13 protein-coding genes are annotated in these 23,254 nt (G+C 70.5%); 10 read left to right on the forward strand and 3 right to left on the reverse strand.

Features of this window, described 5'->3' with window-relative positions; all coding sequences use genetic code 11:
* The first annotated feature begins 164 nt into the window (after positions 1-164).
* A complete protein-coding gene (locus AC07AB_RS13610; protein ID WP_478564966.1) occupies positions 165-791 on the forward strand; it encodes a hypothetical protein in 627 nt (208 codons plus the stop codon).
* Here AC07AB_RS13610 and AC07AB_RS13615 read toward each other — a convergent pair.
* Positions 770-1,171 (reverse strand): AfsR/SARP family transcriptional regulator, encoded by a 402-nt coding sequence (locus AC07AB_RS13615; RefSeq protein WP_478565442.1) that lies wholly within the window; start codon positions 1,169-1,171, stop codon positions 770-772. The genes AC07AB_RS13610 and AC07AB_RS13615 overlap by 22 nt on opposite strands.
* 303 nt (positions 1,172-1,474) lie before the next feature.
* Between AC07AB_RS13615 and AC07AB_RS13620 the strand changes: the two genes are divergently transcribed.
* The 4 genes from AC07AB_RS13620 (at position 1,475) to AC07AB_RS13635 (ending at position 15,829) form a co-directional block, all read left to right on the forward strand.
* Positions 1,475-2,125: a hypothetical protein gene (locus tag AC07AB_RS13620; protein WP_478564969.1), complete on the forward strand. Its 651-nt coding sequence runs from the start codon at positions 1,475-1,477 to the stop codon at positions 2,123-2,125.
* A gap of 156 nt (positions 2,126-2,281) precedes the next feature.
* Positions 2,282-8,599 (forward strand): protein kinase domain-containing protein, encoded by a 6,318-nt coding sequence (locus AC07AB_RS13625; RefSeq protein WP_478564972.1) that lies wholly within the window; start codon positions 2,282-2,284, stop codon positions 8,597-8,599.
* Between the two features lie 91 nt (positions 8,600-8,690).
* Positions 8,691-11,681, forward strand: coding sequence for a helicase-related protein (locus AC07AB_RS13630; protein ID WP_478564975.1), 2,991 nt, complete (start codon positions 8,691-8,693; stop codon positions 11,679-11,681).
* Positions 11,681-15,829 (forward strand): Eco57I restriction-modification methylase domain-containing protein, encoded by a 4,149-nt coding sequence (locus tag AC07AB_RS13635; protein ID WP_478564978.1) that lies wholly within the window; start codon positions 11,681-11,683, stop codon positions 15,827-15,829. Before AC07AB_RS13630 ends, AC07AB_RS13635 begins: the two co-directional genes overlap by 1 nt.
* A gap of 59 nt (positions 15,830-15,888) precedes the next feature.
* Here AC07AB_RS13635 and AC07AB_RS13640 read toward each other — a convergent pair whose 3' ends face one another.
* Positions 15,889-16,080: a DUF397 domain-containing protein gene (locus AC07AB_RS13640; RefSeq protein ID WP_478564981.1), complete on the reverse strand. Its 192-nt coding sequence runs from the start codon at positions 16,078-16,080 to the stop codon at positions 15,889-15,891.
* Positions 16,073-16,939 (reverse strand): helix-turn-helix domain-containing protein, encoded by an 867-nt coding sequence (locus AC07AB_RS13645; protein WP_478564984.1) that lies wholly within the window; start codon positions 16,937-16,939, stop codon positions 16,073-16,075. Before AC07AB_RS13645 ends, AC07AB_RS13640 begins: the two co-directional genes overlap by 8 nt.
* A 144-nt stretch (positions 16,940-17,083) precedes the next feature.
* Here AC07AB_RS13645 and AC07AB_RS13650 point away from each other — a divergent pair, with 144 nt between their 5' ends.
* The 5 genes from AC07AB_RS13650 (at position 17,084) to AC07AB_RS13670 (ending at position 23,244) form a co-directional block, all read left to right on the forward strand.
* Positions 17,084-17,536, forward strand: a complete 453-nt coding sequence (locus tag AC07AB_RS13650; protein ID WP_478564987.1) for an ATP-binding protein — start codon at positions 17,084-17,086, stop codon at positions 17,534-17,536.
* A 70-nt stretch (positions 17,537-17,606) separates the two neighbouring features.
* The gene (locus AC07AB_RS13655) at positions 17,607-19,829 is read left to right on the forward strand and encodes a hypothetical protein (protein ID WP_478564990.1); all 2,223 of its coding nucleotides are present in this window, start codon (positions 17,607-17,609) and stop codon (positions 19,827-19,829) included.
* A complete protein-coding gene (locus AC07AB_RS13660) occupies positions 19,826-20,098 on the forward strand; it encodes a hypothetical protein (protein WP_478564993.1) in 273 nt (90 codons plus the stop codon). The genes AC07AB_RS13655 and AC07AB_RS13660 overlap by 4 nt, the downstream gene beginning before the upstream one ends.
* Positions 20,095-20,682: a nucleotide exchange factor GrpE gene (gene grpE, locus AC07AB_RS13665; RefSeq protein WP_478564996.1), complete on the forward strand. Its 588-nt coding sequence runs from the start codon at positions 20,095-20,097 to the stop codon at positions 20,680-20,682. Before AC07AB_RS13660 ends, grpE begins: the two co-directional genes overlap by 4 nt.
* Positions 20,683-20,730: 48 nt before the next feature.
* Positions 20,731-23,244, forward strand: coding sequence for an Hsp70 family protein (locus AC07AB_RS13670; protein ID WP_478564999.1), 2,514 nt, complete (start codon positions 20,731-20,733; stop codon positions 23,242-23,244).
* The last annotated feature ends 10 nt before the right edge of the window (positions 23,245-23,254 follow it).

Here is a 23,254-nt window from a genome sequence, read left to right on the forward strand (position 1 = left end):
CGAGAAATTAACCGTGTACACGACCTTACGGCCATGGTTTGCTCGACGTAGGCCAGTTAAGGACATCGATCGCCCTCCGGAGAATATCCGCTCCATTCCGGTCTAGGCTGCGAGTGTGTCAGTCGAAGAATATCTTCGACTGCACGGACCGAAAGGCATACCTCATGCGCTTCACGCGCACAACCACCGTTCCGCGCACCGTCCTGGTCGCCGCGATAGCCGTAGTCGGCCTCGCAGCCACCCCCGCCCTCGCTTCGGCGTCGGTCCGGGCCGGTGCGGACAGTGCCCGGGCCCACGTCGCGGTCGGCGCCCTCGGCCTCCCCGGTGCGGGCGGTGCCAACGGCGTGGGGAGCAATAGTGGACTCGGTGGGCTCGGGGGCACCGGTGGTGCCGCCGGCGCCAACGGCAACGGCGGCAGTGGAGGCGTCGGCGGTAACGGTGACGGCAGCGGAAGCACCGGCGGCGCGGGTGGTGCGGGCGGTGCGGGTGGCGCCAACGGCAACGGCGGCAGTGGCGGAGCAGGCGGCGCCGCCACTCTCGGTGGCACCGGCGGCAAGGGCGGCGTGGGCGGCGTGGGCGACGCCGGTACCGGTATCGCCGGCGGCAAGGGCGGCAACGGCGGTGCCTCCACGGCCGGAAACGTCCACAAGGGCGGCACTGGCGGGGCCGGTGGCGCTGCCAGCCCGGTGTGTCCCGGCAAGCCCGGCGGTGACGGCACCGCCGCCACGTTCGGTGCGGACGGCATCACCGGCGCCACCGGGGCTGCCGGTCACTCCACTCTCCCCTGCTGAACGAGCCGCCGGACGAGAACCCCGTGGAAGGCCGATGAAGTTCTAGGATTCTGGTTCTGCCGCGTGAACGGCAGAACCGGACTCGTCCAGGAGACCCGCGGCACCGGGGTGACGGGCTCGGCGGGCTCGGCAGGCTCGGCGAGCAGCAACGTCTCGTCGGCGCGCAGAATTTGGCCGTACAGCTTCTGCAACCGGGGGTCGGGGTCCACCCCCAGCTCGTCGCGGAGCAGCCGGCGGCACACCTGATAGAGGGTGATGGCGTCCGCTTGGCGGCCGCACGCTCCAGCAGCGTTATACGGGAGTGCCCCTGGCGGGCCTGCTTCGCCTCGCCTGTAAGGATGACGCCGCCTATGCCGCGCGGTCTCCGGACGACGGAGCAGAGCTAATCTCCCCTCTGCAGTCGACCTCGGGGAAGATCACGGTTCCCGATCCTGCCGCGCAAACCCGGGGTCGATGGCGGGCGGCGTACTACGACGCGCTCCACCACAGGCACGTGCTCACGGGGCACAAGCTGCGGTGGAACGGCCGACATCGCGGCGACTGTGTCTTCACTCTGATTGACGAGGAGGCCGAGAAGGCAGCCCAGCCTCCTCCCGTTCCGGCCGTCGACGTGCCGGAGACCCTCGATTCGCCCTCATCGCCTCGTTCGTGCGACGCGCAAGGCCCTGGGGCGATCCCAGAGGGTGGTCGACACCCGGAGCAAGCCGGAAGTCATCCCGCTGTACCTGTCGCGTTTACTCGCCGACCGGACCCTTCGGATCATGCACGCACTGCTGACGGAAGCAGAAGGCCGGGGCTACGCAGTCGAGGCCCAGAGCGACCCGAAACGCGGTGAAGCCGTACACATGGTCGCGGCCGTGATCCGGCGCCGGGCCCTTCCTCTAGCTCTCACGAAGCGGACGGCCAAGGTCCCGCACGAGCCGACCCCGCAGGAGCTCCGTCAGCAGGAGCACAATCCCTGGACGCGCCTGCCCAAGTACGACGAAGAGTTCAACGGCCGCCTCGCTCTCGGCGCGCCCTCCGGGAGCTGGTACCAGCACTCGTACTCCTACAGCGACGGTGCCCGGTGGACGCTGGAGTCACGGATGGGACATCTACTGCAGGATCTCGAACGCCTTGCGGCGGAAGCCGACCGCCGGGAGCAGGAGAAGCGGCTGCGTGAGTCCGAACAGCGGCGCCGCGGTACGCGGCCGTCGCGAGCAGCAGATCGAGCAGCATCGGGCGACGGTTCTCACCGGGCAGATTCGGGCCTGGCGGCAGGCGTCGGTAATGGACCGAAACGACAACCACCGCCCTCTCCATTCATTGCCGCGGTCGCAGCCAAGGCATGTTGACATTGTCAACAGTACTTCACAGCCCATACCCTCACTTCTGGTGTACCCTCCCCGCTAGATACCTTCCACCACAACGCGAGTAACGGGGGAGCAGCAGTGGCGCTGGAGCAGGTCGGTGGACGTTTCCGGATTACCGGTGACCTGGGTCGCGGAAACATGGGCGAGGTGCACCGGGCCGTGGACCTGGAAGCCGCACCCGCTTCGACGCAGTACGAGGTGGCGCTCAAGACGGTGCTGCGCAACCGCACCGGCCTGCTGGTCGAGGCTGCGGAGGGGAACAAGGAGACACAGCGCTTCCACCGCGAGGTGAAGATCATGCGCATGCTTTCCCAGGGTCACCCCAACCTCACCCATCTGATCGCAGGCGGCGTCGACGACGCACCGGGTGGCAGCGGTCTCCCTTATCTGGCAATGGAGTTGCTCGACGGCCACACCCTGGGCCTGCTCATGGACGAAGAGCCGCAGCTCCCGGTCTCCTGGGTCGCCGCGATCGGCGCGCAGATCGCGTCCGGCCTCGCCGCCGCGCACACGGCCGGCGTCGTCCACCGCGATCTGAAGCCGGCCAACGCGATGCTGCTCCGCGACGGCACCGTGAAGATCCTCGACTTCGGCATGGGCTCGATCGTCGACGACCCCGACCAGACGCGACTGACCAGCACCGGCGTGAGCGTCGGCACGGCACGGTACATGGCGCCCGAGCAGTTCCGCGCCGAGCTGGTCTCCGCCGCGGCCGATCTGTACGCGCTCGGCTGCGTCCTCTACGAGATGCTGATCGGCCGCCCCCCGTTCTCCGCGCGGACCGCCTACGAGCTGTCCGTGCAGCACCAGTACGACCCGCCGCCGCGGCTGACCATCGTCCGGCCCGATCTGCCGCAGGCCCTGGTGCGTCTGGTCTCCCGGCTCCTGGAGAAGGAGCCGGAGAACCGGCCGGAGAACGCCACCCTGGTCCGCGAGGCCCTGATCCCGCACGCGCTCGCCCCCGACGCGACGGTCGACCTGCTCGCCCCGGAGTGGACGGCGATGGACCCGGTGGCCCGGCTCCGCGCCGAGCTGCCGCAGCCCGCCGCCGTGAAGCCGGCCCCGGTACCGCGCCGTTCACCCCGCCTGCCGGAGACCATGGACGTCTTCGGCATCCACAACAATCTGATCGAGGAGTACGAGAGCTTCACGCGGAGCGCCACCGTCATCCGTGACGCCCGGATCGAGAACTTCGTCGAGGACGACCTGGCCTCGAAGTCGCAGTGGCCCGACCCCTGGCTCTCGCTGAATCCGTTCTTCGCCGACGGCGGCCAGGTCACCGATCTGGTCAGGGACGGGCTGCTGCATCCCCGCTGTGCCGAGATCTTCCAGGCCGGCAAGAAGGAGGACGCCCGCCGTCCGGACGGCCGGCCGCTCACCTTCCACCGCCATCAGCGCGAGGCGATCGAGGCGGCCCAGAAAGGCGACTCGTACGTGCTCACCACCGGCACGGGTTCCGGCAAGTCGCTCTCCTACATCGTGCCGATCGTGAACCAGGTGTTGAAGGAGCGGGACGCGGCCGCTCCGGGGGCCCCGCGACGGGTACGGGCGATCGTCGTCTACCCGATGAACGCGCTGGCCAACTCCCAGCTCAAGGAGTTGGAGAAGTACCTGCGGCACGGCTTCGGGGAGGGCCGCGAGCCGGTCACCTTCGCCCGGTACACGGGCCAGGAGGACGACGAGCGGCGCAAGGAGCTACGCCGGAATCCGCCGGACATCCTGCTCACCAACTACGTGATGCTGGAACTGATGCTCACCCGGCCGGACGACCGCGACGGTCTGATCCGGAACGCCGAAGGCTTGCAGTTCCTCGTCTTCGACGAGCTGCACACCTACCGGGGCCGGCAGGGCGCGGACGTCGCACTGCTGATCCGCCGGGTCCGCGAGGCATGCCGTGCGGGGCAGAACCTTCAGTGCGTCGGCACCTCGGCGACCATGTCCACCGAGGGCACCTGGGAGGACCAGCGGCGGGAGGTCGCCCGGGTCGCGGGCCGGCTCTTCGGCACCACGGTGCTGCCCACCCGGGTGATCGGCGAGACGCTGGTCCGGGCCACCGATCAGCCCCCGGCGGCCGTTCCCCCCGAGCGGCTGCGGATGCCCGCGGCGCCCCTCGCGTACGAGGCACTCACCCGGGACCCCCTCGCCCGCTGGGTGGAGTCCCGGTTCGGTCTTGAGGAGGAGCCGGATACCGGGCGGCTGCGCCGCTGTGCGCCGCGCACCATCGAGTCGGCCGCCGAGGAACTGTCCACCGACTCCGGGGTCCCCGCCGACCAGGTCCGGGAGGCGATCCGCGCCACCCTGGAGGCCGGTTCCCAGGCCAAGCACCCGGTGACCGAGCGGCCCCTCTTCGCCTTCCGCCTGCACCAGTTCCTCTCCAAGGGCGACACCGTGTACACGACCCTGGAGAACCCGCTCACCCGCCCGCTGACCCGCACCTTCCAGCTGGAGCAGCCGCACAGCGGCGGCATGCCGCTGTACCCGTTGTCGTTCTGCCGGGAGTGCGGTCAGGAGTACCTCACGGTGTGGCGCACCGAGGGCCGTGACGGTGTCTTCCGTTACGAGCCCCGGCGTGGCACCTCGGCCTCCGGGGGCCGCGAGGGCGAGGGCTGTCTGTACGTCGGGGTGCCGGACGAGGACTACGTCTGGCCCGCCGATCCGCAGCGGGCCGTGGACGACCGGCGCATTCCGGAGTCCTGGCTGGAGCAGGACGCGAACGGTCTGACGGTGGTGAAGAAGACCTACCGGGAGCGGGTGCCCAAGCGCGTCGTCGTCGACCCCTTCGGTATGGAGAGCACGGAGAGCGGCAAGGGTCTTGAGGCGGCGTTCGTCCCGGCGCCGTTCCTGTTCTGTGTGCACTGTCAGGTGTCGTACGAGCAGACCCGCGGCCGTGACTTCGCCAAGCTGGCGACGCTCGACCAGGAGGGCCGCTCCTCGGCCACCTCCCTGATCTCGGCCTCCATCCTGAAGTCGCTGCGCGCGGTGCCGGAGAGGAGCCTGGACAAGGAGGCCCGCAAGCTCCTCACTTTCGTGGACAACCGTCAGGACGCCTCGTTGCAGGCCGGCCACTTCAACGACTTCGCGCAGGTCACCCAGTTGCGCGGGGCTCTGTACACGGCCGTCGTGCGCTCCGGTGAGGAGGGGGTGCGCCACGACGACCTGACGGCGGCGGTGACGGAGGTGATGGGCCTTGCACCGCGCGAGTACACCGGGGTCGCCGACCAGCCGCCGTCCATGGAGCGCCGGGCGACGAAGACCTTCCGGGACGTCGTCGGCTACCGCCTCTACCGCGACCTGGAGCGCGGCTGGCGGATCACCATGCCCAACCTGGAGCAGACGGGCCTGCTGCGCATCGACTACGAGGACCTGGAGTGGGTGGCCGCCCGCGCCGGGCGCTGGGAATCGGCGCACCCGGTGCTCCGCGAGATCGACGCGGAGCTGCGTGCCGAGATCGCCCGCACCCTCCTGGACTTCCTGCGCCGGGGCCTGGCCATCGATGTGCAGTACTTCCGGGACGACTTCGACGCGTTGAAGGGCGCCAGCGAGGAGCGGCTGACCGGCCCTTGGGTCCTCAGTGAAAGCGACAAGCCGAATGTCGGCACGGCCTACCCGTACGGTTCCAAGCCCGGTATGGAGCGCACCGCCCTGTTCCTCTCGCCGCGCGGGAAGTTCGGCAAGTATCTGCGCCGGAACGTCCCCGCGCTGCGGGAGGCCCCGCAGGACGATGTGCAGGGGGTGATCGAGACCCTGCTCATCGTGCTCCGCGACGCCGACCTGGTGCGCGAGGTGGAGGCGGCCCCGGAGCGTTCGGGGCCGGCGTTCCGTCGGCGTGCGGCGGAGAAGCGCACCGGGTACCGGGTGTCGGCCGCCGCGATCGTGTGGCGGGCCGGCACCGGTCAGACGGGGGCGATCGACCCGCTGACCCGCACCTACAGCCACGGCGAGGGGCCACGCGTCAACCCCTTCTTCCGCGATCTGTACCGTGACGCCGCAACCGAGCTGGCGGGGCTCTACGCCCGCGAGCACACCGCGCAGGTGCCGCCGGAGGACCGGCTGCTGCGCGAGGAGGAGTTCCGCACGGCCGAACTGCCGCTGCTCTACTGCTCGCCGACGATGGAGCTGGGCGTCGACATCTCCTCGCTCAACGCGGTGATGATGCGCAACGTGCCGCCGACGCCGGCCAACTACGCCCAGCGTTCCGGCCGTGCGGGCCGTTCGGGGCAGCCGGCGCTGGTGACCACGTACTGCGCGACGGGCAACAGCCATGACCAGTACTACTTCCGCCGCTCGGAGGCGATGGTCTCCGGCCAGGTCGCGCCGCCCCGCCTCGATCTCGCCAACGAGGACCTGGTCCGCTCGCACGTCCAGAGCATCTGGCTGGCGGAGACCGAGATGAAGCTCGGTACGGCCGTACCCGACATCGTCGACGTGGCGTACGACCCGGAGAGCGGGGACCGGCCCGATCCCCGGATGGTGCTGCCGCTGCACACGCACATCCGTGACAGGTCGCTCGACGAGGGGGCCCGGCGCCGCGCGGTCACCGCCGCGTACAGCGTGCTCGCGCCGCTGATCTCGGACTTCCAGGACACGACCTGGTGGTACGACGAGTGGATCGAGGACCGTGTCGAGCGGGCCGCGGACAGGTTCGACGAGTCCTTCGACCGGTGGCGTGAGCTGTTCCGGGCCGCCGTGCTCGACCAGTACGAGCAGAACAAGCGGGTGGTGGACCACACGCTCAGCCAGGGCGAGCAGGGCCGCGCCCGCACCCGCCGCCGGGAGGCCGAGACGCAGACCAATCTGCTGCTCAACCGCTCCACCGACAACAAGTCGGTGATGAGCGACTTCAACCCCTACCGCTATCTGGCCTCCGAGGGCTTCCTCCCCGGCTACAGCTTCCCGCGCCTGCCGCTGGCCGCGTACATCCCGCGTTCGGGCAACCGGCGCAACGCCGACGGCGACTATCTCCAGCGGCCACGGTTCCTGGCGATCCGCGAGTTCGGCCCGGGTGCGCTGATCTACCACGAGGGCGCCCGCTACCAGGTGACCCGCATCCAGCTGCCGCCGGACGCCTCCGGCGATCTGGCGACGGCGGAAGCACGCCGCTGCGACACCTGCGGTTACCATCACCCGGTCCGTCCCGGCCTCGACCGCTGCGCGATGTGCGGCACGGAGCTGACCGGGAAGCGCACCGGCCTGATCCATCTCCACACCGTGTACACCACCCCCCGCGAGCGGATCTCCTCCGACGAGGAGGAGCGACGCCGGGCCGGTTTCCGGCTGGAGACCTCGTACGCCTTCCAGGACCACGGGGTCCGCAAGGGCCGTCTCACCTCGCAGGTGACGGACGGAGAAGGTGCCGCCGTCCTCGCCCTCGACTACGGCGATTCGGCCACGGTCCGGATCACCAACCTGGGCCGGGTCCGCGACAAGGAGGACGTGCAGGACGGCTACTGGCTGGACCTGGGCGACGGCCGCTGGCTCAACGACCGGGCCGCGGCGGACGCCGTGGAGGGCACCGGGATGCCGGTGGTCGACGAGGACGGCAACGAGAAGCGCCGCCGGAAGCGGGTCCTGCCGTACGTGGAGGACCGGCGGAACATCCTGGTGGCGACGCTGGACGAGCCACTGCCGGAGCCGGTCGCCTTCTCCGTCCTGTACGCCCTGGAGCGGGGCATCGAGGCCGCCTTCGAGCTGGAGGACTCCGAGCTGACGGCCGAACTCCTGCCGCCGTCCGAGGGACCGCGCCGCCGGCTGCTCTTCACCGAGGCCGCGGAGGGCGGAGCCGGCGTGCTGCGCCGGTTGCGACAGGAACGAGGGGCGCTGGCGAAGGCCGCCCGCGCCGCCCTGCAGATCTGCCACTTCGACCCGGACACCGACGAGGACCTGGGCGGTCCCGAGGGGGGCGAGGAGTGCGCCCGCGGCTGCTACGCCTGTCTCCTGACGTACGGAAACCAGACCCACCACCGCCTGCTGAGCCGCCTCGCGGCCCGCCCGCTGCTGCTGCGCCTCGCGGGCTCGCAGACCGAACGCGAGGACCGGGGCGAATCCCGGAGCGAGCAGTTCCACCGGCTGGCGACGCCCACCGCGACCGGGTCCGGCGGCCCCGCCCGGACCGGTAGCGATGGCCCCGCCGCGCCCACTCCGCTGGAGGCCGACCTCGAAGCCCTGATCGCCTCGGGTGATCTCCTCGGCTGGCTGAAGGCCAAGGGCTACCGGCTGCCGGACGAGGTCGACGTCCTGGTACCGGAGGCCGCCGCCAAGCCGGACCTGGTGTTCCGTATGGATGGTGCCCATCTCGCGGTCTTCGTCGACCTTCCCGACCACGGTGCCGATTCCACCCGGGACCGCGAGGCCGGCTACCGCCTGGAGGAGGCCGGCTGGGACGTGCTGCGTTTCCGGGCCGGATCCGACTGGGACGCCGTGGCGGACGACAACGCGACGTATTTCCAGACCCGTTGACCATTACGTTCTCCCCGTCGATCCTTACGCTCACCGCCCAGGCCCGACCCCGACCACTCCACCCGCCGACCCCGAAGGAACCGAGAGACCCATGAGCCCCACGTACACGGCCGGTTCGCTGGTGAACGCCCGCGGCCGGGAATGGGTGGTGCTCCCCGAGAGCGCCTCCGGCATGCTGGTGCTGCGCCCGCTGGGCGGCGGCGAGGACGACGTCGCGGCGGTCTTTCCCGCCTTCGAGAAGGTGCGGTGCGCCCAGTTCGCGGCGCCGAGCCCGTCGGACCTGGGTGACCAGCGGGCGGCCGGCCTGCTGCGGACCGCGTTGCGGATCGGTTTCCGTTCCGGGGCCGGGCCCTTCCGCGCGCTGGCGTCGATCGCCGTGGAGCCGCGCGCCTACCAGCTGGTGCCGCTGCTCATGGCGCTGCGGCAGCGCACCGTACGGCTGCTGATCTCGGACGACGTCGGCATCGGCAAGACCGTCGAGGCCGGCCTGATCGTCAAGGAGCTCCTCGCGCAGGGCGAGGCGAGCCGCCTCGCGGTACTCTGCTCCCCCTCGCTCGCCGAGCAGTGGCAGGGGGAACTGCGGGAGAAGTTCGGTATCGACGCCGAGCTGGTCCTCGCCTCCACCGTGTCGCGTCTGGAGCGCGGCCTGGAGCTGGGGCAGTCGCTCTTCGACCGGCACCCGTTCACGATCATCTCGACGGACTTCATCAAGTCGACCCGGCACCGCGAGGACTTCGTACGGCACTGTCCGGACCTGGTGGTGGTGGACGAGGCGCACACCTGCGTCGCGGCCGACGACGCGCAGGGCCCGGCCTCCTCGTCCACCAGTCAGCTCCGCTACGAACTGCTGCGGCGGATCGCCGCTGACGAGGACCGGCATCTGCTGCTGCTCACGGCCACCCCGCACTCCGGCAAGGAGTCCGCGTTCCGCAATCTGCTCGGTCTCGTGCGGCCGGACCTGGCCACAGTCGATCTGGAGAGCCCGGCGGGCCGGGCCCGTCTCGCCGAGCACTTCGTCGCCCGTAAGCGGGCCGACGTGCGCCAGTACCTCACCAAGGAGGACGGCCTCGCCGACGACTCCCTCGTCGAGCGGACCGCGTTCCCCTCCGACCGGTGGACCAAGGACGAGCCGTACAAGCTCACCCCTGCCTACCGGGCGCTGCTCGACGACGCGATCGCCTATGCGGCGGACCGGGTGGAGACCGCGGGTCGCCAGGGCAAGCGGGAGGCCCGTATCGCCTGGTGGTCGGTGATCGCGCTGCTCCGGTCCATGGTGTCCTCGCCCGCCGCCGCGGCCCGCACCCTTCGGACCCGCTCCGAGTCCGCCGCCGCCCGGACCGCCGTCGAGGCGGACGCCCTCGGCGCCCCGCTGACCCGTGACTCCTCGGACAGCGACCGGCTGGAGGGCATGGACGTCGCGCCGGGCGCGGCGGAGAGCGAGCAGGGCGACCCGCGACTGCGTGAACTCGCCGCGCGTGCGGCCGAGTTGTACGGCCCGGCTTCCGACGCCAAGCTCAAGACGCTGACCGCGCATCTCAAGTCGCTGATCGCGGACGGCTACAGCCCGATCGTCTTCTGCCGCTACATCCCCACCGCCGAATATCTGGCGACGCACCTGGAGAAGAAGCTGGGGGCGAAAACGCGGATCGCGGCCGTCACCGGCACGCTCTCCCCGCAGCAACGTCTGGAGCGCATCGAGAAGCTGGCCGCCGAGGACGCCGACGACCCGGCTGTCCGCCGGGTCCTGATCGCCACCGACTGCCTCTCCGAGGGCGTCAACCTCCAGCACGCCTTCGACGCGGTGATCCACTACGACCTGGCGTGGAACCCGACCCGGCACGACCAGCGGGAGGGCCGCGTCGACCGGTACGGGCAGAAGCGCGACCAGGTCCGCGTGATCACCATGTTCGGCGAGGACAACGGCATCGACGGCAAGGTCCTCGAAGTCCTCTTCGCCAAGCACCGGCAGATCAAGAAGGATCTCGGCATCTCGGTCTCCGTGCCGGACGAGACGGCCTCGGGCGTCACCGACGCGGTGGTCGAATGGCTGCTGCTGCACGGCAGGCAGGGCACCCAGGAAGGACTCTTCGACCTCGACGGCCACCAAGAGTCCCTGGACCGGATGGAACGGGAGTGGAACTCGGCCGCCGAGCGCGAGCGGACCTCCCGTTCGAAGTACGCGCAGCGCGCCATCCACCCGGAGGAGGTGGCCCGCGAGGTCACCGCCGTACGGGCCGCGCTCGGCGGCTCCGAGGAGGTCCGCGACTTCGTCCTGGAGGCGCTGCGCGACCTTGACGCCCAGGTCCGCACTGCGACACCCACTGGCCGCGACGGCTCCGGCGACTTCGCCGCGCAGGTCGGCGGTACGCCGGCCGGTGTGCGCGACTCTCTCGCGGCGGTGCTCGGCGGACGGATCGTGGAGGAGGACCGGCAGATCCCGTTCCGCACCTCCCCGGCGATCGGGCGCGGCGAGGCGGCCCTGGTCCGCACCGACCCGGCGGTCGGCGCGCTCGCCGCGTACGTCCTCGACTCGGCCCTCGACGCGAACACTCCGGGCCCACGCCCGGCCCGCCGCTGCGGCGTCGTCACCACGGACGCGGTCACCATCCGCACCACCCTGCTCCTGGTCCGCTACCGCTTCCACCTGACGCTGCCGTCCCGCACCGGGGAGCAGCAGATCGTCGCCGAGGACGCCCGGCTGCTCGCCTTCGAGGGCCTGCCCGCCCGCGCCCGCTGGCTCGACGACGACGCGGCAGCGGCGCTCGTCGGGGCACGGGCCGCCACGAACACCCACGAACAGCTGGCCCGCAACCAGATCACCCGCACCCTGGACGGACTCCCCGAACTGTCCGGCCACATCACCGAGTACGGTGTCGCCCTCGCCGCCGACCTCGACGCCTCGCACCGTCGGGTGCGGAAGGCCGACACCAGCGACCGTGCAGAGATCGTCCGCGGTCTGAAGGTCGTCCCGCAGGAGCCCGCCGACGTCCTCGGTGTGTACGTGTATCTGCCGCAGCAGCCCGCCGCCGTATCCGCCCCTGCTACCTCTTCCGCCTCTACCGTGACCGGAGCCGAAGCCTGATGTCCGCCGCCACCCGCACCGCCCCGGCCTTCACCGCCGTCACCACCGTCGGCGGGCTGCTCCCCGGCGACATGCTCGTCCGCATCGCCGAGGCGAGGAACCTGCCGGGCACCAAGTCGGCGGACTACGGGCTGCCGGGCTCGGTGGCCGTCCGCGACGAGGCCGAGCGCGCCTGGGAATACCTCAAGCCGCTCTGGCGCGAACTGCGCGCCGCGCTGCCCGCCGATCCGAAGACCGGCGCGCCCGCCGCCGACCCGACCGGCCGGGCCTCCTCCGACTGGCTCTCCCAGCTCTTCCGCAAGCTGGACTTCGGAGCGCTGACGGAGGTCGGCCCGGGGGGCATCCCCGCCGACTCCGATACGGAGACCCGGTTCCGTATCTCGCACCGGCACGGGCCCGCGCTGCTCCACCTGATCCCCTGGAACCAGGAACCGGACAAGCGGCCGGCGGCCGGGCAGGTGCCGCCGCAGTCCCTCGTCCAGGACTGCCTCAACCGGACCGAGGCCCACCTCTGGGCGGTCCTCACCAACGGCCGGACGCTGCGGCTGCTGCGCGACTCGTCGTCGTTCGCGACGGCCGCGTACGTCGAGTTCGACCTGGAGGCGATCTTCGACGGTGAACTGTTCAGCGAGTTCGTGCTGTTGTACTGCGTGCTGCACGCGTCGCGGTTCGAGGTGGCGGAGGGGGCGGCGCCGTCCGGGTGCTGGCTGGAGAAGTGGCGGACCGAAGCCGTCACCTCCGGCGCCCGCGCCCTGGACCAGCTGCGGCTCGGTGTCCAGCAGGCACTGACCGTGCTCGGTACGGGGTTCCTGCGGCACCCGGACAACGGGCAGTTGCGCGAGGACACCGACCCGAAGGCGCTCCAGGCGGGGCTCCTCCGGCTCGTCTACCGGCTCCTCTTCGTCTTCGTCGCCGAGGACCGGGACGCGCTGCTCGACCCGGCGGCGGACGACCGGGCCCGCGACGCGTACGCAAAGTACTTCTCCTCGGACCGTCTGCGCAGGCGGGCCCGGCGACGCCAGGGCACCGCGCACGGTGACCAGTACGAGGCGCTGCGCCTGGTCCTCGACGCGCTCGGCACCGAGGGCGGCCGGCCCGAGCTGGGCCTGCCCGGCCTCGGCGGGCTGTTCTCGCGTACGGAGGCGGACGCGCCGCTGGAGGGGCTGAAGCTCTCCAACGAGTCGCTGCTCAAGGCCGTCGGGTACCTGGCTCAGGTCCATGACCCGGGAGCGCGGCGGTGGCGGGCCGTCGACTACCGGCACCTGGACGCCGAGGAGCTCGGTTCGGTGTACGAGTCGCTGCTCGAACTGGAGCCGAAGCACTCGGCGGCGGACCGTTCGTTCGAGCTGGTCGAGGTGGCGGGCAACAGCCGCAAGACGACAGGCAGTTACTACACCCCGTCGTCGCTGATCGAGTGCCTCCTCGACACCACCCTCGACCCGGTCATCGACGACGCGGTCAAGCGCGGCGAGCAGCGGGCCTCGGCGGGTGGCCGCCCCGACCCGGCGGACGACATCGTCGCGGAGCTGCTGGGCCTGACGGTCTGCGACCCGGCGTGCGGTTCCGGGCACTTCCTGGTCGCTTCGGCGCGCCGGATCGCGAAGCGGGTCGCGGCGGTGCGCGAGCACAACCCGGAGCCGACGGTCGACGCGGTACGGCACGCGCTGCGGGAGGTCGTGGCGCGGTGCATCTACGGCGTCGACCTCAACCCGATGGCAGTGGAACTGGCAAAGGTGTCGCTGTGGCTGGAGGCGATGGAGCCGGGGAAGGCGCTGGGGTTCCTGGACGCGCATGTCCGGTACGGCAACGCGCTGCTCGGCACGACGCCGTCACTCCTCGCGGGCGGAGTGCCCGACGAGGCGTTCGACGCGATCGAGGGCGACGACAAGAAGTACGCGGCCGCGCTCAAGAAGCGCAACAAGGCGCAACGCGGCGGCCAGGGCGACCTGTTCGCCGAGTCCGAGGTCACGGTGCCGAGCAACGCACGTCTCGCGGCTCAGCTCAGCCTCATCACCAACGCTCCGTCCGACGACCTCACTGAGGTCAACGCCCAGGAGGCTGCGTACGAGGCGTACGTGAGCTCCACCGCGTACACGCGCGACCGTGAGACGGCGGACGCGTGGTGTGCCGCCTTCGTCTGGCCGAAGCAGCCGGGCGCGCCGGAGGCGCCGACGCACGACGTCGTACGGGGCCTGCTCGCCGGGGACACGGCGGCGGTGAACGACGCGACGCTGACGGAGGTACTCGCGCTGAGCGAGCGGTACCGGTTCTTCCACTGGCATCTGGAGTTCCCGGAGGTGTTCGCCGTCCCGGAGTCGGGGGCGGGCGTCGATCCGGCGACGGGGTGGGCCGGGGGGTTCGACGCGGTGGTGGGGAATCCGCCGTGGGACAGCGTGAACCTTCCGGAGGTCGAGTTCTTCGCGGTGCGGGCGCCGGAGATCGCAGCCACGAACAACACGGCCGCGCGCAAGAAGAAGATCGAGGCACTCAAGGACGATCCGGACACGCTGGATCTGTACAACGAGCATGAGGCGGCAAAGCGCACAGTGCTGGGTGCGAGCCACTTCCTGCGCAACTCTCACCGCTATCCCCTCACAGGGCAGGGCAACCTGAACCTGTACGCGCTGTTCGCCGAGGCCGATCGCATCCTGACCGGCGGCCGGGGGCGGACCGGTGTCATCGTGCCGACGGGTATCGCGACGGACGCGCGGACGCAGTATTTCTTCAAGGACCTGGTGTCGGCAGGGTCGCTGGCAGCGCTGTTCGACTTCGAGAACCGCAGCGGACTCTTCCCGGCGGTCGACTCTCGCATGAAGTTCTGCGTGCTGTCCCTCGCAGGACGCTCACTGCATGAACCAGTAGCCCGATTCGCTTTCTTCGTCCACGACCCAGCGGAACTGGACACCCCCGACAAGGTCTTCACCCTTTCCCCCGAGGAAATCACCCTTCTCAACCCCAACACCGGCACCTGCCCGGTCTTCCGCTCCCGCCGCGACGCCGAGATCACTCTCGGCATCTACCGCCGGGTTCCGGTCCTACTCAACGAGTCGGACAAGGCGAACGGCAACCCGTGGGGTGTGTCGTTTATGCAGGGCCTTTTCAACATGTCCCACGACTCCCACCTCTTCCGCCCCTCGCCCTCCAACAGCGAAACCCTCGACTCGATGCTCGCGGACGGATGGAGTCTCGACGGGAACGTGCTGGTGCGGGGGAAGGAGCGGCTGCTACCGCTGTACGAGGCGAAGATGCTCGACTTCTTCAACCATCGCGCTGCCGATGTCGTTAAGAGCGCAACAGCGGTGCAGCGTCAGAATCAGCCTCGCTATCTGACGCCTGAGGAACTGGACGATCCTCGCCGATCACCGGTTCCGAGCAACTGGGTTGCCGAGGCTGACACGCTCTCGGACAGGCTCGATAAGCAGGGGCACAAGGTCAAGATTCCCGGCGTAACAGCCCGCCTATCGGCGCGGCATTGGGAACACAAGTGGATCCTTGGCTTCTGCGACATCACAAGCGCAACAAACATGCGCACCATGATTCCCTCGATGGTGCCAGCCTATGGAGTTGGGCACCCATTCCCGTTGGTGCTGATCGGTGACGCAACAAGCGCGCCCCTCTTGTACAGCGCGTTGGCTTCGTTCGCGTACGACTACGTCGCTCGACAGAAAGTCGGCGGCATCCATCTCACCTTTAGTAGCGTCAATCAGCTCCCTGTACCAGCGCCTGCTCAGCTCGTTACCCATGCGGACTTCATCCTCCCTCGTATCCTCGAACTCACCCACACTTCCTATGACATGACCCACTTCGCCCGCGACCTCGGCGACACCAACACCCCCTTCCGCTGGGAGGAATCCCGCCGCACAGTCATCCGTATCGAGCTTGACGCCCTCTTCTTCCACCTCTACGGCATCACTCGCGATGACGTGTCGTACATCCTCGACACCTTCCCCATCGTGAAACGCAAGGACGAAGCGGCCCACGGCACCTACCGCACCAAGGACCTGATCCTCGCCGAGTACGACCGCATGGCCGCCGCCGGTCTCACCCTGGAGACCCCGCTCGACGAGAGCGACTCCGGCACGTACCGGTCCACGCTCACCCCGCCCCCGGGGCAGGGCCCGCGCCACCCGGCCCGGCAGGACGACTGACGTCCGGACAACGCAAGGGGTGCCGCCCGCTGCATCAGCGGACGGCGCCCCTCGGCGTATCAGCGCTCCGAAGCGAACCGTACGAACCGACCCCACCCGTCGCGGTCGACGGCGAAAGCCGGACGCGCCACGTCCTTGGAGTCCCGTACATAGATGGCCTGTTCGGCGATCGCCACCTCAATGCAGCTGTCGCCTTGCGTCCCGCTGTAGCTGGACTTGAACCAGGCGAGTCCCGTCATGTCGCTACTCATGCTCTAGATCTCCTCGGAGTCGCTCCAACAGGTCCCTGGATTCCTTCGGGTTCAGGGCCTGCGAGCGCAGTGTGTCATAGCGCTGACAGAGGAGAGCCACCTCTTTCGGGTCCGAGATCAGCCGCCCGTTCTGCTGCCCCTCGGAGTATCCGAGCCTCCGATTGTCCGGCGTCTCCAGGATCTGTACCGGCCCGTCCAGGCACCCGTGGAACTCCGTCTCCGTAGGCATCACTTGCAGCGTGACGTTGCGCGGCGCCGTGAGTTCCAGCACGTGCTCCAACATGCTCGCCTGCACCTCTGACCCACCCAGCTTCCGCCGGAACACCGACTCCTCCACGATGAACCCGAACGGCACGGTGGGCCGCTCCCGAAGCATCGCCTGCCGCGCCATCCGCGCCGCGAGCTGCGCCTCCAGCTGCTCGTCCGTCAGCAGCGGAATGCTGTTGTCGAACACCGCCCGCGCATACGCCTCCGACTGCAACAACCCCGGCACCAGCCTGCACTCGTACGTACACAGACTCACTGCCGTCCGCTCCAGCCGCGCCCACTCCCGGAACCACGCCGCCAGCCCCGCCTCTCCCCGCGACAGATACGGTGCCGACCTCCGCAACGCCCCCGTGTTCCCCGTCGCTTCCTCCCCGCGCTCCACGAACAACTCGTCCGGCATCCGCCGCCCCAGCTCCACCGACTCCACGGTGTGCTTCGAGAACCGCACCCGCTCGCCGAACTCCACCCGACTCAGCCCCGCATGCTCGCGCAGCGCCTGCACGACCGCACCGAACGTCCGCAGACTGTCCGACGGATGCGGTTCCCGTTCCCCTTCCGGGAACGCACCAGCCCCTTCTCCGACAATGGCCATCCGCCGCCCTTCCTCCCGCACGATCACATGCACCCAGAGTGACGCCGCAGACCCCGTACCGTCCACCCTGCGTGCCCATACGGTGACTCACCGTACGGGGTTTCCCTCTCGCCGCCCCACCCCCGCGCGGGTCACGCTGACCCCATGAACCACACCGCACCCCAACTCACGCCCTCCACCAGCACCAGGACGTTCAGGCGACAGCTGCCCTCCACCCGTCGCGGCGCACGTCTCGCCCGACTCCTCGCCGTCACCGAACTCCACGCCTGGGACCTTCCCCCGGATATCACGGAACGTGCCGAACTCGTCGTCGCCGAACTCGCCGCCAACGCCGCCCTGCACGGCCACGTCCCGGGCCGCGATTTCGAACTCGCCCTGACCTACATCCCGCTGCCCCGCCCCGGCCGCCTCCTGATCGAGGTCGCCGACGCCCGCGGCGAACGCCTCCCCCAAACCGCCGGCGAGGTCCCCGACCTCTCCACCGGCGGCCGGGGCCTGACCCTCGTCGCCCTCCTCGCCGACCGCTGGGAGACCGTCCCACGCCCGCCGGGTGGCAAGACCGTACGAGCGGAACTGGCCACACCGTCCGGTATCTGAAGGCCCGTTGACCGAGCAAATCGACGCCACATAAGGTCAACCGTGCACCACGTGCACATGGGGGACCTGCTTGAACACCACCGACACCACCCACATGCTCCGTCAGGCCGAACACGCCTACGGCACGGGAAATTTCGCGCGCACGCTCAACCTGCTGGACCGGATCTCCACAGACCGCCCCGCCTTCCCCGTGGACGACCGCGCCTCCTACGACGCCCTGCGCGCCCTGCTCGCCGAACGCGCGGGCAACTGGCCCGAGGCGGTCCACCGCTGGCTCGCGCTGTTCGGCACCACTCCGCCCGCGAGCGGCGAGGACCAGCCCTGCGACCTCGGCTGCGCCTGCGACGTCCGCACCGTACTCGACGCTCCGGATGCCACGTCCGGCGAGACGCCTTGCCTCTGCTGCCCGGCACACGCGCTGTGGCGCCTGGTGTGGCAGGCGGCCCGCCAGGGCGCGATCGGCGAGGTCCTCGACGCCGTCCCCGACCCGTCCGGGAACCGCCGCACCGCCCTGGTGCACGCGCTCGCAATCGGCACGCTGAGGTCGCTCGCCCAGAGCGAGAAGGTCGATCCGGCTCACGCGGTCTTCGCCATCGCCGTCTGGCACCTGCTGCTCGACGACGAGGACCCGCTCGGTTTCAAAGACATGGTGACCGCGCGGCGGGGCGCTCCCCTCGGCGCCGAGGACTGGCGGTCCGCACGCGACACCCTGGCGGACCGAATCCGTAGGGCACTCCGCTCGGTCGACGAACGCGACGGCCGCGACGTCCTCGACGCCTGGGACACCGTCTGGAACGTCGAAGAGTACGAGTACAGCGGCGAGCTCGTCCGCGGCGAACGTGCCTACCTGCGGGTGGAGGAGCGCTTCGGCACCTGCGACGACGGCCGGGAAGACAACCAGGGCGGCAGCACCGGCAGCTGCCGGTGCGACGTCGACACCTGGCAGCCACCCACCCCCGACACCGCTCCCCCGTGCCTGGGGCTGCTGCTCGGCGGCCGGTCCTGGACCGGCTCCCCCGTAACCGTGGACACCGCCGCCGACCACCTGGAGGCATACGGTGAACACCGCGCCCTGCTCACCTCGTACACCCGCCGTCACGGCGAACCCGCCACCTGGCAGGCGGACTCCGACACCCACCGGGCCTGCGCGCCGTACCTCGCCAGAGCCCTGGCCACCAGGGCCCGCGAGCAGTTCGCGAAGGGCGAGTGGCAGGACACCCTCACCGACCTCACCTCGGCCGCCCACCTCGACCTCGACTTCGACCGGCGCCACCACGAGATGGCGCGCAAAGCCGGACTGAGCGCCGGCCGGAACGGCAACGGCTACCAGCGGGCCACGCTCGTTCAGCGCATCCTCTGGCTGGAGTCCGCGCACGCGCTCGCTCCCGATGACACCGCCCTCGCCAAGGAGCTGGCAGCCGCCCTGGTCCGGCGCGGCACCGAAGCGCTGGGGACGAAGGACAGGAATCAGGGCCGTGCCCGCTTCCAGCGGGCGCTGTGCGTACGCCCCGGCGACCCGGCGGCACAGAACGCGCTGGACGCGCTGGATCTCGCCGACATCGCTTCCGTCATCACGGGAAACAGGCGGGGCAAACAGCCCGGCCTGCAACGGGTCGGGGAACTTCTGCACCGCGGGTTCCGTGCGGAGAACCCGGCCGAGGATCTGCACAAGGTGTACTCCTGGTACTGCGACCGGATGATCGAACGGACCGTAAAGAAGGCGCTCGCCAGGAAGAAGAGCGAGGCCCGTCGAGTCCTGCGGCAACTGGCGGAGGTCAGTCCCTCCGAGGACGAGTGGGGAGCACAGGCCGACGACGGTGACATCGCCCGCCTCCTGCACGACACGGCCGTCCGGCAGCTCGGAGCACGGTCCGGCGACTACACCCGGCAGGTCCCTCTGCTGCTCTCCGCCGCCGCGTCCTTCGCACAGCTCACCGGGGCGGAGGCGGAGTGGCAGGCACTGGAGACCGTCGTGCCGTTCGCCGGGGAACTGGTCGACACCGGACGCTTCTCCGAGCTGATCGCCCTTCAGGGCGGGCTGCTGATCACTCCAGGCCGCTCCGCGGCGTACGACCAGCTCGTCGCCGTCGCGTACCACCGGCGCGCCCGCGCCCGCCAGGCCGACGACGACCCCGCCGGTGCCGTACGCGACGAACGCGCCGCGTCCGCGCTGGGGTTGGCGACCGGGTGTCAGACCTCGCTCCCGCTCGAACCGATGATGTTCCCCGGCCTCTTCGACTCACCTGGAACACCGGACCCGGACGACCCGCCGTACATCCAGGAGCCCCTGTGACCGCGCACCCCCGCACACCGATGCCCTTTTTCGGCCCCACCGTGTTCGAGCTCCTTCCGCAGGCCCGGCCGGGCATCGGCCAGGGAGACCTCGCGAAGGCGGCGGGCGTGGCGGTCTCCCGGGCCCGCCGCGCACGGGACACGGACCGCGAACGCGTCCTGAAGGCCGCCCACGACGCGGCCCGCACCCCGGGCGACGCCCTCGTCAGTGAACTGCTCACACCGCCCCTCCCGGCGTCCGCCGCTCCGAAAGGTCCCGCATCCAAGTGACCACTCCCCCGCCCGGCACCGACGAGCTGCGCAAACTGCGCGTCCGCGTCGCGGCCCTCTCCCGCAAACGCGAGGAGGCCGTGGCCCAACTGACCGATCTCCTCACCGCGTTGCTGCCACTCGACGACCTCCTCGCCGACACGGCACACCGGTCCGAGCAGTTCGGCCGCTCCGGAGCAGGCCGGACCGGACAGGTCGCAGCCGCCGTGCAACAGCAGACGGACGCCGCCCACCGGATGCTCCGGGCCGAACTCGCCCGCCACGGCGTGCATCCGATGGACCTCATCGGGAAGATCCCCGACCCGGTGGAGGCACGGGCGACGGGCGTCGAACCGCATCCGATCGCTCCCGAGGGAACCGTCCTGCGGGAGACCGTCACCGGCTTCCGCCACGGGACCGACTGCCTGCGCCGTGCCGATGTCGTCCTGGCCGTACCCGGGCCCGCGCCGGCCACCGAACAGGGGGTACCCGCCAGGACCTCCGAGGGCGGGGCCACGTGGGAGCGCCGGAACCAGCCGCGCCGCACCAGCCGCGCCCGGCGCCGGCAGCCGCTGCCTCGCAAGACTTCCAAGCGCCGCCGCTGAACCCGCTCCACACCACCCTTCCCGTCCCTGCCACCCGAAGGCCACGTCATGCCGTACCGCACACTCGGAATCGATCTCGGCACCACCAACTCCGTCACCGTCTGGATGGACGGCGGCGTGCCGGTGGTCCTCCCCAACCGCCACGGCGAGCGGGCCACGGTGTCCGCCGTCGGTACAGGCGCCGACGGGTCCCTCCTGGTGGGCAGCGAGGCGCTCGGCGTGCGCGACCACCTGCCCGGCTCCGTGATCACCGAGGTGAAGCGGCTGATCGGCCGCCGCCACGCCGACGCCGACGTCCAGCGGCTGCTCGACGAGCGGCCCGCGGACGCACCGCAGGTACGGGAGTCCACGGACGGCGGGGTCGAGATCCAGCTCGGCGCCCACTGGCTGACGCCCGTACAGATCTCGGCGATCCTGCTGCGACGGCTGCGCACGGACGCCGAGAACACCGCCGGCGAACCCTTCCCACGAGCCGTGATCACCGTCCCGGCGTACTTCACGGAACCGCAGTACGCGGCGGTGCGGGAAGCCGGGGAGCTTGCGGGCTTCACCGTCGCACGGATCCTGCCCGAACCGACCGCGGCGGCCCACGCCTTCGGGGTGGAGCGCCTCGTCGAGGGTGACGACGACATGTGCTCGGTGCTCGTGTACGACCTCGGCGGCGGTACCTTCGACGTGTCCGTGCTGGTCATCGGGGCGGGGTACTTCCAGGTGTACAAGCTCGGCGGGGACAAGTCGCTCGGCGGGGCCGACTTCGACTCCGCGCTGTGCCGGATGCTCACCGACAAGCGACTCGGCGGCCGTGACCTCTCCGGGACCGGCGACGCGGCACGTATCCGCGCCGCCGCCGAACGCACCAAGATCGAACTCTCGGATGTCACCGCAGCGGAGATCATCCTCGCGCCGCTCGGAAAGAACGGCGGCTCCTGGACGGGAAAGGTCACCCGCGACGACTTCGAGGAGCTGATCGGCACCCAGATCGACCGCACGCTGGAGCTCACCCGTGGCGTGTTGCGCGACGCGTCCAGGACGACCGCGGACATCGACAAGGTCCTGCTCGTCGGCGGCTCGACCCGCATCCCGCTGGTCCGCCGCCGTCTGGCCGAACTGTTCGGCGAGGAGAAGGTGCACAGCGGAATCGACCCCATGTCCGCCGTCGCGCTGGGCGCCGGCATCGAGGCCGGGCTCGCGTCCGCTCTCGCCTGCCCCTCCGAGCCGTGCCTGACCACCGAGATCCCGCTCACCGAGAGCGTCTGCCCCGACTGCGACACCTCTCTGCTCGGCACGGCGACGGTTGACTGTCCCGGCTGCTATGTGCCCGCCGCCGAGGGGACCGCGAGCTGTCCGGTCTGTGCGGTCAGCCTCTCCGGGCTGCGGGCGGCCGCCCCCGTCGCATCCCGAGCATCGTGCCCACACTGCGGCGAGCAGAACTCCACCTCATCCACCGTGTGCAGGCTCTGTGACGAACCGCTGGACGCGGGCGGACTGAAGTGCCCCGACCCCGAGTGCCAGATGGTCAACGCCACCGGCCTGACAGCATGTTCGGCCTGCGGCACATTGTTCCGGACCGACCGACCGGAGCAGGTCACCGCCCAGAACCTGGGACTGGCACTCGACGACGGCGCCGTCGCGGTCCTCTTCAGCGCCGGAACGCCGTACCCGACCGACTGGCAGAACATCGAGAACCTTCAGATCCGGCCGGACGGCACCACCGCGCTGACCTTCCGGATCGTCGAAGGACCGCACGAGAAGTCCCATGCCCGCAACGAGTTCTGCGGGGAGCACACGCATGTCTTCGACAGGGGCACCGGCAGCGTGGAGCGGCTCACACTCCGGGTACAGCTGGACGAGAACCGCACCGTGAACCTCGCCTACCGCATCGGCGACGGCGAGGAGCTGGGCGCGCGGCTGCGCCGCAGCGCCGTCGCCGACGGCATCGGCCGCGACGCCTCTCGGCTCCTCGACGAGATCCGTACCCATATCGCCCATTTCGGCGGCGGGCTGACGGCGGCGGAGCACGGCGTCTTCACCGAACTGACAGAACAGCTCACCGCGATCGTGCGCGGTGAACCCCTCGGCCGGTCCCTCGACGGATTCCTCGACGAGGCTCGCGACACGGTGGAGACGTGCCGGGACGCCCGCGGCTGGTCGGCCAACGCGTCCGTCGCCGCACGCCGGGGCCGGGAGCTGGGCCTCGACGCGCCGGCCGAAGAGCTGGCCGACGCCCGGCGCGCCCTGGACGCGGCACGCGAGCGGCTGGATCTGCCCGCGATGCGGGCAGCGACGGAGCACGCCCGCAGCCTGTGGCGGCAGCTCGACACCACCACCTGGCGGTCCATGCTCGCCGCCCACGACGCCGAGCTCGGCCGGTTCCCGGAGTCCGTACGCCGTCCCATCCTGACCGCCTGGGACGACCTGTGCGCCGCGGCCTCTCGCGGGGACTACGCCACCCAGGACGCGCTGCACGTGAAATTGAACGAGCTCGCCGGTCACTCGCAGGCGCCTGCCCCCGCGGCGCGCAAGCAGCGGGACAGCGCCCAGGTGTTCCCCGAGCGCCGGTAGCCGAACGGGC

The organism is Streptomyces sp. NPDC044033, from assembly GCF_056434425.1.

Coding starts and splice junctions, on each gene's coding strand:
- AC07AB_RS13645 (WP_478564984.1), bottom strand. CDS start 16,939: ATGGCCATTGTCGGAGAAGGGGCTGGTGCGTTCCCGGAAGGGGAACGG.
- AC07AB_RS13650 (WP_478564987.1), top strand. CDS start 17,084: ATGAACCACACCGCACCCCAACTCACGCCCTCCACCAGCACCAGGACG.
- AC07AB_RS13640 (WP_478564981.1), bottom strand. CDS start 16,080: ATGAGTAGCGACATGACGGGACTCGCCTGGTTCAAGTCCAGCTACAGC.
- AC07AB_RS13610 (WP_478564966.1), top strand. CDS start 165: ATGCGCTTCACGCGCACAACCACCGTTCCGCGCACCGTCCTGGTCGCC.
- AC07AB_RS13670 (WP_478564999.1), top strand. CDS start 20,731: ATGCCGTACCGCACACTCGGAATCGATCTCGGCACCACCAACTCCGTC.
- AC07AB_RS13630 (WP_478564975.1), top strand. CDS start 8,691: ATGAGCCCCACGTACACGGCCGGTTCGCTGGTGAACGCCCGCGGCCGG.
- AC07AB_RS13635 (WP_478564978.1), top strand. CDS start 11,681: ATGTCCGCCGCCACCCGCACCGCCCCGGCCTTCACCGCCGTCACCACC.
- AC07AB_RS13625 (WP_478564972.1), top strand. CDS start 2,282: ATGGGCGAGGTGCACCGGGCCGTGGACCTGGAAGCCGCACCCGCTTCG.